Below are 16218 nucleotides of genomic sequence, written 5' to 3'. Positions count from 1 at the left end.
CTGAAAGGCCCTGATGTCAGACTCGTCGACGACACCCCTCGCTGCGCCGGCCGGTGCGGTCCCGGACACGTTCGTCCATCTCCACGCCTCGGGTGTCAGCCTCGTGCTCGACGTCACGGAGCAGCGTCTTCCCGCGATCGTGCACTGGGGCGCCGGTCTCGGATCGCAGAGCCTCGACGACGTCGTGGCACTCGCGCTCGCCGCAGTCGAGCCGTCGTCGGGCAACGTGGTCGATGCCGCGGTACGGGTGGGGATCCTGCCCGAGCATCACGCCGGGTGGGAGGGCAAGCCCGGAATCGTCGGGCACCGTGAGGGCACCTCGTGGTCGCCGCGCTTCACGCTCGAGGGGATCGAGCTCGACGGCTCGCCCGTCGCCGACGGGGGACTGGTCGAGACCGGCGCGGCGCTGCTCGTGTTCCACGCGCAGGACCGGGAGGCGGCACTCGGCCTCGTGCTGGAGGTGGAACTCCTGCAGAGCGGTCTGCTGCGCGCGCGGGCCGAGGTGCGCAACGAAGCCTCCGGCACCTACACGGTCGGCGACGTGAATCTCGCGTTCCCCGTTCCCGCCCGGGCCCGGGAGGTTCTCGACTTCGCGGGCCGCTGGAGTCGCGAACGCGTGCCCCAGCGCCACGACCTCGTGGTCGGCATCCACGAACGCGAGGGGCGCAAGGGGCGCACGGGACCGGATGCTGTGACCGTGCTGAGCGTCGGTATCCCCGGGTTCGAGTTCTCCAGCGGCGAGGTCTGGGGCGTCCACGTCGGGTTCAGCGGGAATCACCGTCACTACGCCGAGCAGCTGTCGGCGGGCGCGCAGGTCATCGGCGGGGGAGAGCTCCTGCTTCCGGGCGAGGTGCGTCTGGCGGAGGGCGAGAGCTACCGGACGCCGTGGGTGTTCGGCGCCTACGGCGACGGCCTGGATGCGCAGGCGCACCGCTTCCATCGCTTCCTCCGAGCCCGCGAGAGCCACCCGACCCGGCCGCGCCCGGTGACCCTGAACGTGTGGGAGGCGGTCTACTTCGATCACGACGTGCCGCGCCTCCTGGACCTCGCCGATCGCGCCGCCGCGCTCGGCGTCGAGCGTTTCGTGCTCGACGACGGGTGGTTCCTGGGGCGCCGCGATGACACGAGCGGTCTCGGCGACTGGACGGTCGACCGAGACGTGTGGCCTGACGGTCTCGGCCCGCTCGTCGACCGCGTCACGGGCCTGGGCATGGAGTTCGGGCTCTGGTTCGAGCCGGAGATGGTCAACGAGGACAGCGAGCTGGCGCGCGCTCACCCCGAGTGGATCATGCAGACCGGAGGGCGCCTCCCGATCCGGGGGCGGAACCAGCAGGTGCTGAACATCGGCATCCCCGAGGCCTACGACCATGTCCTCGACGCGATGTCGGACATCCTGTCCGCACACGACATCGCCTACATCAAGTGGGATCACAACCGGGATCTCATCGATGCGGGGACCGCCCCCACCGGGGTGGCCGGCGTGCACGAGCAGACGCTCGCGACGTACCGCCTCATGGACGAGCTCAAGCGCCGGTTCCCTGCGCTCGAGATCGAATCGTGCTCCTCGGGCGGCGCGCGCGTCGACCTCGGCGTCATCGAGCGCACCGATCGGGTCTGGGTCAGCGACTGCATCGATCCGCTGGAGCGCCAGCAGATGATGCGGTGGACGATGCAGCTGATGCCGGCCGAGCTCCTGGGCTCCCACATCGGAGCCACGGTGAACCACACCACCGGCCGCACGCACGAGCTGTCGTTCCGTGCCGCGACCGCGCTGTTCGGCCATTTCGGCATCGAGTGGGACCTCGCCAAGGCCACCGACAGCGAGAACGCCGACCTCGCCGAGTGGATCGACGTCCACAAGACGCATCGTGCGCTGCTGCACTCCGGCGACATGATGCGCGCCGACACGATCGATCCCGCGTTCCAGGTCTACGGCGCGATCGCCGAGGACAAGTCCGAGGCGCTCATCTTCCTCGCGTTCCTCGACCGCCCGACGATCTCACCTCGGGGTCGGTTCACGATTCCGGGCCTCCATCCCGAGAAGCGGTACCGCGTCGCACCCGTCACGGTCGGCACGCCCGACCACGGCCGCGCCGACCCTGCCTGGTACGGCGACGGTTCGGGTGTCGTGCTCAGCGGCCGCGCACTGGACTCCGCGGGCCTTCACCTGCCGGGGTCCTTCCCGGAGCGGGTGGTGATGTACCGGATCACCGAGGTGTGACGGCATCCGGCTGCTGATCACCCGCCGATGGACTCGCGGATGTCGTTCCACACCGACGTCAAAGCGTCCTCGAGGGGGAGATCGGCCGGCCCTTCCAGCCACCGGTCCATCGCGAGGTCGAAGCAGGTCACGGCGATGGCCGCCAATGTGCGCGACTGCTGGGGGGCAGCGCCGCGTTGCGACAGCGACGCCTCGATCGCACGGGCGAGGTGATGGCTGCGCAGAAGGTCGCGCTCGTGCAGTGCCGGCTCGCTGCGGACGATACGGCGCCGTCGGGCGATCGGCTCCCGCCATTGCTGGATGCCGCGGCACGCCGCCGCGAGCCCTGATCGCACTGTGGCCGCCCCGGCGCTCTCCGGCGGGACCGATTCCATGAAGTCGCTCACCGCCTGAGGGAACTCGCGGTCTCGCAGGAAGAGGACGTCGCGCTTGTCCGCGAAGTGGCGGAAGAACGTCCGCGTGGTCAGGCCGGCTGCCTCGGCGATCTGCGGAACCGTGGTTCCCGCGAATCCCTGCCGCTCGAACAGCAGCATCGCCGCTGTTTCGAGCCGCAGCGCGGCATCCGGTGACCATCGGGGCATAGGACCATGATGTCACGACGTGTCGTCGCGTGTACAGTGATGACACGTAATGTCATCAGGTGTGGAGAGCGGACGGGTATGAGAGACAACAGTGCGGCGTGGATCGATTCCCCCTATGCCGACCTCACGGTGCGAGACGCCCCCATGCCCGCGCCGGGGCCCGGCCAGCTGCTCGTCGAGGTGCGTGCGCTGGCGGTGAATCCCCTCGATGCGATCATCCAGTCCAATGGCGCCGTCATGTACGGGTGGCTCCGCTACCCGGTGGTCCTCGGCGAGGACGTCGCGGGTGTCGTCGTCGAGATCGGGGCCGATGTGCAGAACTTCTCCGTGGGCGATCGTGTCGTCGCCTATGCGATCGGCTTGGAGAAGGGGCGGGACGCCGTGTCCGAGAGCGGATTCCAGGCTTACGTCGCCGTGGATGCCGGTCTCGCCGCGGCTCTGCCCGACGCGATCGCCTTCGAAGACGCGGCCGTCCTGCCCCTGGCGCTGTCGACCGCGGCTGCCGGTCTCTTCGAGAGCGATCAGCTCGCTCTCGACCACTCGCACCTCGGCGACGCCGATCCCCGCGACGAGGTCGTCGTGGTGTGGGGCGGTGCGACCGCCGTCGGCGGAAACGCCATACAGCTCGCCCGAGCGGCCGGCTACCGCGTCATCACGACGGCCTCGGTCAAGAATCACGACCGGATGAAGCGGCTCGGGGCGGAGGCCGCGTTCGACTACCACGACCCGAAGGCCGTCGAGCGGATCATCCGGGCGGTCAACGGGTCCGTCGTCGCCGGCATCCTCGCCGTCGCCGTGGGGTCGGCGGACCCCTGCCTGCGGATCGCGCGCGCGACCGGGGCCACGCGCATCGCGATGGCGAGCCCGCCGGTCTCCTTCTACGAACAACCCCGTCGACGCGGCCTCTCGCTCCGTCGGATCCGCCTCTTTCTGAGCCTGGGGACCCGAACAGCGCTCCTGCAGCTGCGAAGCCGCACCCGCGGCATCCGACCGTCGTTCATCTGGGGAAGCGCCATCGCGACCTCGCCCGTGGGTCCGGCCGTCTGGGATGCCTACCTGCCCGAAGCTCTCGCGTCGGGCCGTCATCGCCCCTACCCGGAGGCCCACGTCGCGGGTGAGGGACTTCCGGCGGTCCAGGACGCGATCGACACGCTGCGCCGCGGCGTATCCGCACGGAAGCTCGTCATCACCCTCGCCCGCTGACGACCTGGGATAGTGGAGACGCCCCGAACTTCCGAGAAAGCAGCGTCATGACCTTCACCGCGGATCCGACCAGGTACGACTCCATCCAGACGGCCCGCTCCGGCCGCAGCGGACTGATTCTGCCGCGCGTCTCGCTGGGGCTGTGGAACAACTTCGGGGAGGACCGCACGTTCGAGACGCAGCGGGCGATCCTGCGCCGTGCGTTCGATCTGGGCGTGTTCCACTTCGATCTGGCGAACAACTACGGCCCGCCCGCGGGGAGCGCCGAGCAGAACTACGGCCGCATCCACCAGCTCGACTTCCGCCCCTACCGCGACGAGCTCGTCATCTCGACGAAGGCGGGCTATCAGATGTGGGACGGTCCGTTCGGCGAATGGGGCTCGCGCAAGAGCATGGTCGCGTCGCTGGATCAGTCGCTGCAGCGGCTCGGACTCGACTACGTCGACATCTACTACTCGCCCCGTCCCGACCCGGAGACGCCGATCGAGGAGACGATGGGTGCGCTCGCCACCGCGGTGCGACAGGGCAAGGCGCTCTACGTCGGCATCTCGAACTACTACACGCCCGAGGAGACGCGGGCAGCTGCGGCGGCGCTGCGCGCCGAGGGCGTGCCGCTGACCATCCACCAGCCGCGGTACAACATGTTCGACCGCCGCATCGAGGAGCTGGGTCTGCTCGACACGCTGACCGAGCTGGGCGTCGGCGCGATCGCTTTCTCCCCGTTGGATCAGGGACTGCTCACCGACCGGTACCTGAAGGGGATCCCGAGCGATTCCCGGGCGGCGACCGGACGGTGGATGACGGAGTCGAACATCTCGGAGGCGTACCTCGATCGGGCGCGGGAGCTGGACGATATCGCCTCCTCGCGCGGGCAGTCGCTGGCGCAGCTCGCGATCCAGTGGGTGCTGCGCGACCCGGCGGTGACGAGCGCGCTCATCGGCGCGTCCAGCGTCGCCCAGCTCGAAGACACCCTCCGGGCTCTCGACGGCGCTCCGCTCACCGACGACGAGCTGGCGCGCCTCGACCCGCTCGCGGCGAAGCCGGCCTGAACACGGCTGCTCCTCCCTCCCCTCCGATCGAAACCTCGACGAAACACGCGCGACGTCTGCGCCTCCGATTCGGCCATCGCGCGTGCTCAGCACACATTCGCACGCCTTCAACATGGGACATCGATCCATAGTCGTCGTCGCGCGGCTCCCGCACACTGACAGCAGCGAGCCGGTGGTACACGCCGGTCGCCGCGAGAGAAGCGGAGCAGCATGGAGTCGTTCGAGGTGGCAGTCGTCGGAATGGGGGCGATCGGCAGCGCGGCCGCGTACCATCTCGCTCGCCGGGGCGCGAAGGTGGTCGCGTTCGAACAGTACGAGCTCGGTCACGTGCGCGGCGCCTCCCACGACACCTCGCGCATCGTCCGCACCTCCTACGGCGCCTCCTCGTACGTGCGGCTGGCGCAGTCGGCCTATCGCGACTGGGCCGATCTCGAGCAGGAGTCGGGCGAGCGGCTGCTCACGATCACCGGCGGGGTCATCCTCATCCCGACCGACGGGCCCTACTCGGCATCCGACTTCACCGTCGCGCTGACCGAGTGCGGCGTCGAGCACGAGATGCTCTCGCCGGCAGAGGTGCAGGAGCGCTGGCCGCAGTTCCGGGTGCCGGAGAACGTCGAGACCGTCTACACCGCCGACACGGGTATCGCCCACGCGTCACGGACGGTGGCGACCCTGCAGATGCGCGCGCGCATGCACGGCGCCGACATCCGCGACCGCACGGCCGTGCTCTCGCTCACCCCGGATGCCGACGGCGTGATCGTGCACACCGTGAACGGCGACATCCGCGCCGGCAAGGTGATCGTCGCGGCCGACGCGTGGACGAACACGCTGCTCGAGCCGCTCGACGCCGCGATCCCGCTCGACATCATGCAGGAGCAGGTCACGTACTTCCACCCGGCGGAGCCGGACGACTACGACCGCACGCGCTTCCCGGTGTGGATCTGGGAGGACGACGAGTGCTACTACGGCTTCCCCACCTTCGGCGAGCCGTCGATCAAGGCCGCGCGTGACGTGTCAGAGAACCGGATGACCCCGGAGCAGCGCTCGTTCGTGCCCTCGCCCGAGCTGACCGCGCAGCTCTCCGCGTTCATGGACGGTCTGATCCCGGGGAAGGGGCCGGAGCTGCGCACCGTGACCTGCCAGTACGCGCTCACCAAGGACCGTCGATTCGTGCTCAGCGCGCTGCCGCAGCATCCCGACATCATCGTCGGCCTCGCGGCCGGACACGGGTTCAAGTTCACGCCCACGCTGGGCCGCGTGTTGGCCGAGCTGGCTCTGGACGGCGAGTCGACAGACGACCTCCGCGAGTTCGGCGCGGCGGACTCGATGGTCCGATGATGCGTCCCGCCCTGTCGCCGACGACATCCTGGAGAGGAGCGATCACGCGATGACCCGCTACATCATCTCCCGGATCCTCTCGTCGCTCTTCGTGCTGTTCGTGCTGTCGATCCTTGTGTTCTCGATGGTGCGGATCATCCCCGGCGACCCGCTGGCCGCGTTCGCGGATCCGGCGAACCCCGACCCGGCGAAGCTCGACGCGCTGCGGGTGCAGCTCGGACTCGACCAGCCGTGGATCACGCAGTACTTCGTCTGGCTGCTCGGCGTCGTGCAGGGCGACTTCGGCCGCGCGATCACGATCCCCGGCGAAGTGTCCGGACTGATCGCCACCCGCCTTCCGCTAAGCCTCAGCCTCGCGGTCATGGCGACCGTGATCGGCACCGCCCTCGGCATCCCCGCCGGCGTGCTCGCCGCGACGCGGTGGCGTCGACTTCCCGACACGGCGGTGCGCGGACTGTCGTTCGTGCTGCTCGCCACTCCGCCGTTCGTGCTCGGCACCGTGCTGATCCTCGTCAACTCGCTGACCCTGCGACTTCCGCTGGTCGGCTACGCCGGCGCGGCGGGCGATCCGCTGCGTGCCTTCGGCGTGCTGCTGCTGCCGTCGTTCCTGATCGGCATCGTGCTGGCCGCGATCATCGCCCGGTACACCCGAGGAACGCTCCTCGACACGCTCGGACAGGACTTCGTCCGCACCGCCCGGGCCAAGGGCGCATCTCCGAGTCGCCTCGTCACGCGGCATGCTCTGCGCAACGCCCTCATCCCCGTCACCACGGTCATCGGCATCGAGCTCGCCGCCCTCGTCGGAGGCACCGTCGTCATCGAGGCCGTGTTCTCGCTCCCCGGCATGGGCTCGCTGCTGCTGACCGGCATCCGCTCCTCCGACTACCCGATCATCCAGGCGACGGTCCTCCTCATCGGCGTCGTCTACGTCGTGATCAATTTCGCCGTCGATCTGCTCTATCCGCTGATCGACCCCAGAGTGAGGGTGCACGCACGATGACCGTCACACGAGAACTCGCCCTCGCCAAGGTCGCGGGCAAGCGCCCGGCGCGCCGCCGCTTCGGCCCGGCGTTCTGGGGTGGCGCCGGCATCCTCGGCGTCATCCTGATCCTGGCCGGCTGGATGAGCTTCTGGCCGCCGTACGACCCGTTCGCCGCCTCCGGTCTGCCCCTCGGCGGACCGTCCGGCGAGCACCTCCTCGGCACCGACAACCTGGGTCGCGACACCTTCACCCGTCTCGCCCTCGCCGCCCGGACGAGCCTCGTCATCTCGGGTGCGGCCGCACTCCTCGGCGCGGTGATCGGCACGTTCTTCGGACTGATCGCCGGGTACGTCGGCGGCTGGGTCGACGCGATCATCATGCGCGTCGTGGATGCCGTGCTCGCCCTCCCCGCCATCCTCGTGGCCCTCGTGGTCGGCGTCGTGATCGGCAATGGCCCCTGGCCGCTGATCCTCGCTCTGGGACTCGTCTTCGCCCCCGGATTCGCCCGCGTGATGCGCGCCCCGGTCATCGCCCTGCGGGAACGCGACTTCGTGCTCGCCGCCACGATCAGCGGCGTGCGCCCCGCGCGTGTCATCGCCGAGCACCTGCTGCCGAACGTGCTCACCCCGCTGTTCGTGCAGTTCGCGTCGGTCGCCTCGCAGGTGGTCCTGATCGAGGCGGCCCTCAGCTACCTCGGCCAGGGTGTGCAGGCTCCCGAGCCGTCGGCAGGCCGCATGATCAGCGAGTTCACCCGGTTCATGCAGCTGCAGCCGCTGCTCATCATCCTCCCGTCGCTCGTGATCATCCTGCTGTCGGCCGCCTGGAACCTCCTCGCCGACGGCCTGCAGGACTACCTCGCGCCGCGTCGTGAGCCGGCGTTCTCGCTCGGCCGTCGCAAGAAGCGTCGGCCGAAGGGCGCGGCATCCGACAGCTCCATCCCCTCCCCACACGACACCCGATCAGAGCAACAGCAAACCCGAACCGAGAAGAGGCCCTCATGAACAGACGACACTGGGCAGGCACGGCGGCGGCGCTCGCCGTCGTGACCCTCACCATCGCCGGATGCACGTCCAGCGGAGGCGGCGGCACCGGTGAGCCCGCGGGTGACCCGGTCGCCGGCGGCACCCTCACCTGGGGCGTCCCTGCGGAGCCGTCCGCCGGCGGCGTCGATCCGATGGTCGGCTCGGCCATCGCGGCGGAGGTCATCTACTCGATGGCGTACGACACGCTCCTCACGCGCGACGACGACAACAAGATCGAGCCGGCCCTCGCCACCGAGTACGAGCAGGTCGACGAGCTCACCTGGGTGTTCCAGCTGCGCGACGACGTCACCTTCGCCGACGGCTCGCCGTTCGACGCGGACGACGTGGTCTACTCCTTCGAGACGCGCAAGGACGGCGGCACGAACGCCACCTACCTGAGTCTCATGGAGAGCGTGGAGGCCACCGGCGACCACGAGGTGACCTTCCACTTCAGCGCACCGGACGGCACGTTCCTCGACGCGGTCTCCGCACGTCAGACCTTCCTCATCGTCAGTGAGGAGGGCTATGGCAACGCCACCGAGGAGGAGCGTCAGACGACGACCTTCGGTACCGGCGCCTTCCAGGTGACGGAATGGAACCAGGGCGTCTCGGTCACGCTGGAGAAGAACGAGGACTACTGGGGTGACGAGCCCTACCTCGACGAGATCGTCTTCGAGCTGTACCCCGACGAGAACACCCTCCTCGCCGCCGTGCAGCAGGGCAGCGTGCAGGCCGCGTCGTTCATCGACGGCAGCCTCGCGAAGCAGGCCGAGCAGTCCGGCTTCACCCTCGGTGACGCAGCGTTCCGGCAGAACCTGGCGATCTACGTGAACCCGGAGTCCGGACCGCTGGCCGACGTGAACGTGCGCCGGGCGATCTCGCTCGCCATGGACCGTCAGGCCATCGTCGACACGGCACTGCTCGGCAACGCCGGCATCTCGTTCGTCCCGCCCGCCGGTGACCCCGGCGCCACGGACGCCACCACCCTGCCGTACCACGAGCGCGACGTCGATGAGGCGAAGCGCCTGCTCGAGGAGGCCGGCCAGCCGAACCCCGAGATCACCCTCAGCTACATGGGCGACGTGGCCGCCGCGCACCACCCGGCCTACGAGATGATGCAGCAGCAGCTCGCCGAGGCCGGCATCACGCTGAACCTCAAGTCGACGCCGCTCGCCGAGATCGCGCCGATCTTCACCACGGGCGAGTCGTGGACCGACCTGGTCGCCATTCCGGGCAGCCCGCGCGCGTCGGCCGCGTACTACCTGGAGCCCGTGCTGCTCGAGGGCGGCGTCTACAACCACTGGGACGGCAACGCCGACGCCGACAAGGCGCGCGAGCTGCTGACGGCGGCGAAGTCGGCCGCGACCCCCGAGGAGTACACCGACCTCATCACGCAGCTCGCGACCGAGGCGGCCGACCAGGCGCTCGAGTTCGTGCCCGCCGCGGTGCCCGTCTACTTCGAGGTCTGGGACAGCAACAAGCTGCACGACTACGACAACGACGCGTTCTACTCGCGGTCGGCCCTCGACCACGCCTGGCTGTCGCAGTGACACCCCGCCCGGGCGCCGTCGTGATCATCCACGTCGGCGTCCGGGCCTCCACCTCCGCCTCCGAACCAGAGAGAAAGCCGGGTCGCGCATGACCGACGACGTCGACGCCCTCCGTGTCGAAGACCTCAGCATCTCCTACGGCTCCGCGCCGCCGTCGGTCACCGGCGTCTCCCTGCGCGTGCGCAAGGGAGAGATCGTCGGCGTGATCGGCGAATCCGGCAGCGGCAAGTCCAGCATCGCGCTCGCGATGATGGGTCTGCTCCCCGACTCCGCCCGTGTCACGGCCAGCCGCATGACCGTGGCCGGCGCCGAGATGCAGGACGCCGGCGAACGCGACTGGGGACAGGTGCGCGGCGTCAAGGCGTCGATGGTCTTCCAGGAGCCGATGGCCGCCCTCAACCCCTGCATGCGCATCGGCGCCCAGATCGCCGAGGTGCTGCAGATCCACGGCACGGCCGACAAGAAGCGGGCGCGAGCTCGCGCCCTCGAGATCCTGCAGCTGGTGCAGATGCCGGATGCCGAGAAGCGACTGAACTACTACCCGCACCAGCTCTCCGGAGGTCAGCGTCAGCGCGTCGTGATCGCGATCGCCGTCGCGGCAGGCCCCGACCTGCTCGTGGCGGATGAGCCGACGACCGCGCTCGACGTCACGGTGCAAGCGCAGATCCTCGAGCTGATCAAGAACCTCCGCGACGAGACCGGCATGGGCGTGCTGTTCATCAGTCACGACCTCGGCGTGATCGGGCAGCTCTGCGAGCGTGTCGCGGTGATGTACCGCGGGCGGGTCGTCGAATCGGGCTCGGCGCGACGCGTGCTGGAGGATCCGCGGCATCCGTACACCCGGGCGCTGCTCGAAAGCATCCCGCGCCCCTCGGTGCCGGTGCGGTCGCCGCTCGCCGTGATCCCGGCCCTCAACGACTTCGCGGAGGCGCCCGCCGAACTGGAGGAGGCCTCATGAGCGACGACGTGCTGAGCGACGACGTGCTCCGGGTGAAGAACGTCACCCAGCGCTTCGGTCACGGCGACAACGCCATGGTCGCGCTCGACGACGTGAGCCTGTCGGTCCCGCGGGGAGAGACGCTGGGCCTGGTCGGCGAGTCCGGGTCGGGCAAGAGCACCCTCGCGCGAGCCATCCTGCTCATGCGCACACCCACCGCGGGAACGATCGAGTTCGACGGCGAAGACGTCACCGGATTGCGCGGCCGGGCGCTGCGCATGCACCGCCGTCGCATCCAGATGGTGTTCCAGGATCCGAACGATTCGCTCGATCCGCGGTTCACCGTGGCGCGGTCGATCTCCGAGCCGCTCGTGGCTGCCGGGATCGGAGCGAAGGAGCGCCGCCGTCGCCTCGCCGACGCGCTCGACCGCGTCGGACTGCCGATGGACTCCGCCGAGCGCTACCCGCACGAGTTCTCCGGCGGTCAGCGGCAGCGCATCGCGATCGCCCGCGCGATGGCCGCGGAGCCCGAGTTCGTCGTGCTCGACGAGCCGACGTCGGCGCTCGACGTGTCGGTGCAGGCGCAGGTGCTGAACCTGCTCGTGCAGCTGCAGAAGGACACCGGGGTCACCTATCTGTTCATCACCCACAACCTCGCGGTCGTGCATCACCTCGCCCACCGCGTCGCGGTGATGCATCAGGGCAAGGTCGTCGAGGAGGGCACCGGCGAGCTGGTCATGAACGCGCCGGAGCATCCGTACACCCGGCAGCTGCTGGAGTCGATGCCCGTGCTGTACCGGACCTGATGATGAGGATTCAGCGAGCGGGCGACAACGCCCACGACTGGGAGCTGTACGACGGCGAGGGTCGCATCGGCATCGAGTGGTACTTCAAGGAGACCTCGGCGCTGCCGATCTCGGTCATGCGGTACCACCTCGAACCCGGCGCAGAGGAGGGGCAGCACCACCACCTGGAGGGCGACCCGGACAGCTGCTCGACGAACAGCTCCGACGAGATGTACATCGTCACGCAGGGCGAGGTGATCATCACCGCGGGCGATGATCGGCGGGTGCTTCGGGCAGGCGACGCCTTCTATGCCCCGGAAGGCATGCAGCACGGAGTGCGCAACGAATCGGATGCCGTCGCCGAGCTCATGCTCGTGTTCGGCCCGCGCGGGCAGCATCCGTTCTCCCAGACCGGCGCCGAGGCGTTCGACGCGGAGGTGGACCGGTAGGTCAGGGGATGCCGCGCTGGCTCAGTCCTGCCCGCCCTGCAGCCGCTCGCGCAGCTCGTCGAGCCGCACTGCGATGCCGATGCGGAACATGCGCTCGTCGTCACGCCAGCTCTCCCCGAGCACATGGTCGAGGCGGTCGAGCCGCTGCAGGATCGTGTTCGTGTGGAAGTTCAGGGCTCGCGCGGTGCGCGTGGGGCTCGCGTTGTTGCGCACGAACGCGCGCAGCGTGCCGATCAGGTCGGCGTTGCGCTCGGCGTCGTACTGCCGCACGGCTCCGATCGTGTCGCGCAGGAACGACGACAGCCCGTGCGCATCCGTGTCGAGCACGGCCGCATACGGGAGGAAGTCCTCGACGTGCGCCGTGAGATCCGTCAGCTCGAGCGCAGCGAGGAGACGGGCGGTGCGCCGGGCGGAGAGGAACGCGGCGGGCAGCGGACCCTTCGCTGGCGGGGGGACGACCACGGCGACGGAATCCTGGATGGCCGACGCGACCTGGGTGCGCAGCCGATCGGGCTGAATCTCGCCGAGACCGCCCGCATACGCCGCCACCACGAAGCCGCGATACTCGCCCACCAGCGCGCGATCGTCGAGCTGTCGCATCACCGCGCGCCCCGCGGGCGTCTGCTGGTCGCCGGCGACCGACAGCAGGAGGAGCGAGTCGAGTGCGGCGAGGTCGACGCCGAGCCGCCGCGCACGTCGCTCGACATCGGAGCGCCGCTCGGGCACGTCGTCGAGGATGTCGGCGATCAGCTCGCTGCGCACGCGATGGTCGGCCCCGGATGCCGCCTCCTGCTGCAATTCGAGCAGGGCGCCGACCTGGGCCGCGCGCTCGATCGTGCGCAGGTCGACGGCGCCGAGCTCGAAGTCGCCGTCGCCCAGCAGCAGCGCGCCGAAGTGTCGGCTTCCCGCCGTGAGGGCCGAGACCGCACGCACGCCGTGGCCCGCGACGGTAATGGCATGGCCGTGACGGCGGCTCTCGGCGAGCGCGTCGCGCACCGGCTCATCGAGGGACAGCATCCCCGGGGCAAGGGGGAGCCCGGCCGCGGCGATCACGTTCTCCTGCGCGTCGAGGATCGCGACCGCACGACCGAGAGCCGAGGCGAGGGTCTCGGCGACCGGGCCGAAACCGCCGCCGGCGAGCACCGCCTGCACCAGCTCCTGGTGGACCGTGTTGGCGCGGTCGCGTTCGACCAGGTGGGCGGTCAGGCTCTCGAGCGTGCGGCGGCTGGCGTCTTCGGAGATCTGCAGGTCGCGCAGCGTCTGCGTCGTCTGCAGGATGACCGAGGCGTGGTCGGCGACGGCCGAGAGCAGGGCGACCTCGTCGGGGGAGAAGCTCTTCTTCTCGCGGTTCGCCACGAACAGCACGCCGAGCACGTCGTCGCTGGTCAGCATCGGCACGCCCAGCAGCGAGACCAGTCCCTCGGCCGAGACGGCGTCATCGATGCCCGCGTCGTGCCGGTCCGCGGCATAGGCGGTGTAGTCGGCGACCCAGTGCGCGGTGCGCGACTCGACCACGACGCTGGCGAGTCCGCGACCCGGGGGCACGCGGAGGGTCTGGAACGACGCGCTCACCGAGCCGCTGGTCTCCCGCACCCGCAGCTCTCGGGTGTCGGGATCGAACTCCGACAGGTAGGCGAGGTCGACGCCCATCATCTCCCGGGCGCGCTGCACGAGACGCGCGAGCACCGCGTCGCTGTCGCGCAGCTCGGCCAGCTCCCTGGCGCTCGAGAACAGCGCGGTCAGCTCGTGCTCGCGACGGCGCAGCCGGGAGAGCTCGCGCTGCGCACGACCCACCCGTTCGGCGAGCGCGGTGGCCGCGGCATCCGCCGCTCCGAGCCGCTGCAGCGCATCGCTGACCGCGGTCGGTCCGACCAGCTCGGGATCGTACGCCGCGTCGAGCAGCGCAGCGATCGCTTCGGTGTCCTCGGGCATCACATCACTGTACGGCGCGACGTCGGTCGGGCGTCAGCGCCCCTCGTCGGCGCGGGCCGCGGTCCTCAGCAGCCCCGCGGCCAGGTCGGGCCACAGCTCGTGCGGGATGAGGTGGCCCATGTCGGCATGCACCTGCAGCTCGGCCCCGGGAATCGCCTCGGCGATGTCGACGGCCGACGCCCAGTGCAGCACGTCGTCCTCGCGCCCGTGGAAGACGATGGTCGGGACGGTGACGGACTTCAGTGCTTCCAGCCGTTCGGGCGCGCGGCGCAGCGCGGCCCACTGCCGCGAGAAGCCCTCCGGGTGATATCCGCGGTCGTACGCCTCACCCGCCGCCGTCCGATGCCACTCGACCTGCGGGTCGTAGACGCCGAGCCGGGTCCCCTCGGACTCGGCATACAGCGCCGCGAACTCCACCGCCTGCTCTCGTGAGACGCGCACGGGCGGCGCGCTGAGCTCGGCGCGCTCGTCGTGCAGCACGTAGCGCGGCGACTGTCCGGGGATGGTCGACAGCAGCCCGAGGCTGCGGATGCGCTCCGGATGCTGGATCGCGAGCATCTGCGCCATCATCCCGCCCATCGAGTGGCCGGCGACGTGCGCCGCGTCGACGCCGAGCTCGTCGAGCACCCGCAGCACGTCCTCGGCCATGTCGGACAGGTCGTAGCCGCCGTCGACGTCGTCCTCTCCGCCGAAGAGCTGCGAGAACCCGGTGTCGCGGTTGTCGAAGCGCACCACGCGCAGTCTGCCGGCGGTCAGCATCCCGATGAACCGCTCATCCCAGGAGAGCAGCTGGGCGCCGCCGCCGGAGACGAGCACGAGCACGGGATCGTCGTCGTCGCCGAAGACCTCGTAGTAGAGACGCACGTCGGTTGAGTCGGTGTAGGGCATCGGATCTCCTCACGCACAGCGGACGTGAGCGTCCGCACCCCGGGATGTGCTGCGAGTCTAGGTCGGTCGCGCGCCCAGGCGGATGTGTCATCCACCCATATCAAGACGAAGGCGATGAGCTTTCCATCCATCGTCGCTCGCGCGGGCCGCTCCTAGTGTCGTCCTTGACCACAGCGCCGAGAACCCGGCCGCTGTCAGGAAAGAAGGTGGCGATGTCGATCAACAGCCGAATCTCAGGTCTGCGCGACCACACGACCGACGAGCGGCTGACGCTCGTCGCGCAGAGCGCCGACCTCGACCCGGACGTGCTCGACGCCCTCCGGCCCGACAGCGGGCTCTCGCTCGCCCAGGCGGACCACATGATCGAGAACGTGGTCGGCATGATCGGCATCCCGATCGGCGTGGCCACGAACTTCACGATCGACGGCCGGGATCGCCTGATCCCGATGGCCACCGAGGAGCCCAGCGTCGTGGCGGCCGCCTCCAACGCCGCACGGATGGCGCGACAGCACGGCGGCTTCACCACCTCGTACACCGGTGACGTGATGATCGCCCAGATCCAGGTGCTCGACGCGGTCGACCCGCACGGCACCCGCTTCGCGCTGCTCGAGGCGAAGGACGAGCTGCTCGCACTCGCCAACGAGCAGGATCCAGTGCTGGTGTCGCTCGGCGGCGGCGCCTTCGACATCTCGGTCCGCGTGCTCCCGACCCGCGCGGGCGTGCAGGTCATCCTGCACCTGCACGTCGACGTGCGCGACGCCATGGGCGCCAACGCCGTGAACACGATGGCCGAGGCGATCGCGCCCCGCATCGCCGAGATCGCCGGAACCCGCACCCTGCTCCGCATCCTCACCAACAAGGCCGAGCTGCGCCTCACCCGCGCCCGCGCCGTGTTCGACGCCGAGCTGCTGGGCGGGGCGCAGGTCGTCGACGACATCGTCGCCGCGAGCGCCTTCGCCGAGGCCGACCCGTACCGCGCGGCCACCCACAACAAGGGCATCATGAACGGCATCACCGCCGTCGTGCTCGCCACCGGCAATGACACCCGCGCCGTCGAGTCCGGCTGCCACTCGCACGCCGCCCGCACCGGCCAGTACGCGGCGCTCTCGCAGTTCGAGAAGGATGCCGACGGCAACCTCGTCGGCACGCTCGAGGTCCCCCTCGCGGTCGGCCTCGTCGGCGGGGCGACCCGCGCCCATCCGACGGCGCAGGCGTCGGTGAAGCTCCTCGGCGTGCAGACGGCCAGGGAACTCGCCGCCGTGATCGCCGCCGTCGGCCTCG

14 protein-coding genes are annotated in these 16218 nt (G+C 69.9%); 11 read left to right on the top strand and 3 right to left on the bottom strand.

Annotation, left to right across the window (positions count from 1 at the left end; all coding sequences use genetic code 11):
- Window positions 1-13: 13 nt before the first annotated feature.
- Window positions 14-2221: an alpha-galactosidase gene (locus DW306_RS01320; protein WP_136053846.1), complete on the top strand. Its 2208-nt coding sequence runs from the start codon at window positions 14-16 to the stop codon at window positions 2219-2221.
- A 17-nt stretch (window positions 2222-2238) separates the two neighbouring features.
- On the opposite strand, the gene DW306_RS01315 is transcribed toward DW306_RS01320, so the two are convergent.
- On the bottom strand, window positions 2239-2802 hold the full coding sequence (locus DW306_RS01315) for a TetR/AcrR family transcriptional regulator (protein ID WP_136053845.1): 564 nt from the start codon (window positions 2800-2802) through the stop codon (window positions 2239-2241).
- A gap of 78 nt (window positions 2803-2880) precedes the next feature.
- Between DW306_RS01315 and DW306_RS01310 the strand changes: the two genes are divergently transcribed.
- From DW306_RS01310 to DW306_RS01275, 9 genes are all read left to right on the top strand, one after another.
- A complete protein-coding gene (locus DW306_RS01310; RefSeq protein ID WP_136053844.1) occupies window positions 2881-4005 on the top strand; it encodes a zinc-binding alcohol dehydrogenase family protein in 1125 nt (374 codons plus the stop codon).
- A 47-nt stretch (window positions 4006-4052) separates the two neighbouring features.
- Window positions 4053-5054, top strand: coding sequence for an aldo/keto reductase (locus tag DW306_RS01305; RefSeq protein ID WP_136053843.1), 1002 nt, complete (start codon window positions 4053-4055; stop codon window positions 5052-5054).
- Between the two features lie 210 nt (window positions 5055-5264).
- Window positions 5265-6392, top strand: a complete 1128-nt coding sequence (gene solA, locus DW306_RS01300) for an N-methyl-L-tryptophan oxidase (protein ID WP_136053842.1) — start codon at window positions 5265-5267, stop codon at window positions 6390-6392.
- A gap of 49 nt (window positions 6393-6441) precedes the next feature.
- A complete protein-coding gene (locus tag DW306_RS01295; RefSeq protein ID WP_136053841.1) occupies window positions 6442-7392 on the top strand; it encodes an ABC transporter permease in 951 nt (316 codons plus the stop codon).
- Window positions 7389-8375, top strand: a complete 987-nt coding sequence (locus tag DW306_RS01290; protein ID WP_136053840.1) for an ABC transporter permease — start codon at window positions 7389-7391, stop codon at window positions 8373-8375. Before DW306_RS01295 ends, DW306_RS01290 begins: the two co-directional genes overlap by 4 nt.
- Window positions 8372-9946: an ABC transporter substrate-binding protein gene (locus tag DW306_RS01285; protein ID WP_136053839.1), complete on the top strand. Its 1575-nt coding sequence runs from the start codon at window positions 8372-8374 to the stop codon at window positions 9944-9946. Before DW306_RS01290 ends, DW306_RS01285 begins: the two co-directional genes overlap by 4 nt.
- An 88-nt stretch (window positions 9947-10034) precedes the next feature.
- Entirely contained in the window at window positions 10035-10904 is an 870-nt protein-coding gene (locus DW306_RS21450) for an ABC transporter ATP-binding protein (RefSeq protein WP_205814068.1), read from the top strand.
- A complete protein-coding gene (locus tag DW306_RS21445; RefSeq protein WP_205814067.1) occupies window positions 10901-11689 on the top strand; it encodes an ATP-binding cassette domain-containing protein in 789 nt (262 codons plus the stop codon). Before DW306_RS21450 ends, DW306_RS21445 begins: the two co-directional genes overlap by 4 nt.
- Window positions 11690-11691: 2 nt before the next feature.
- Entirely contained in the window at window positions 11692-12117 is a 426-nt protein-coding gene (locus DW306_RS01275; protein ID WP_168429195.1) for a cupin domain-containing protein, read from the top strand.
- Window positions 12118-12138: 21 nt separating this feature from the next.
- Here DW306_RS01275 and DW306_RS01270 read toward each other — a convergent pair whose 3' ends face one another.
- Window positions 12139-14049, bottom strand: coding sequence for a GAF domain-containing protein (locus DW306_RS01270; protein ID WP_136053837.1), 1911 nt, complete (start codon window positions 14047-14049; stop codon window positions 12139-12141).
- A gap of 33 nt (window positions 14050-14082) precedes the next feature.
- Entirely contained in the window at window positions 14083-14937 is an 855-nt protein-coding gene (locus DW306_RS01265) for an alpha/beta hydrolase (protein WP_136053836.1), read from the bottom strand.
- A 212-nt stretch (window positions 14938-15149) separates the two neighbouring features.
- Here DW306_RS01265 and DW306_RS01260 point away from each other — a divergent pair.
- The coding region (locus DW306_RS01260) for a hydroxymethylglutaryl-CoA reductase, degradative (RefSeq protein ID WP_136053835.1) at window positions 15150-16218 on the top strand (1069 nt) is incomplete at its 3' end.

This window comes from Microbacterium sp. K24 (genome assembly GCF_004794465.1).
Taxonomy (GTDB): Bacteria; Actinomycetota; Actinomycetes; order Actinomycetales; family Microbacteriaceae; genus Microbacterium.
The sequence above is the reverse complement of the archived record's forward strand: the minus strand, read 5'-3'. Positions and strand labels throughout refer to the sequence as shown.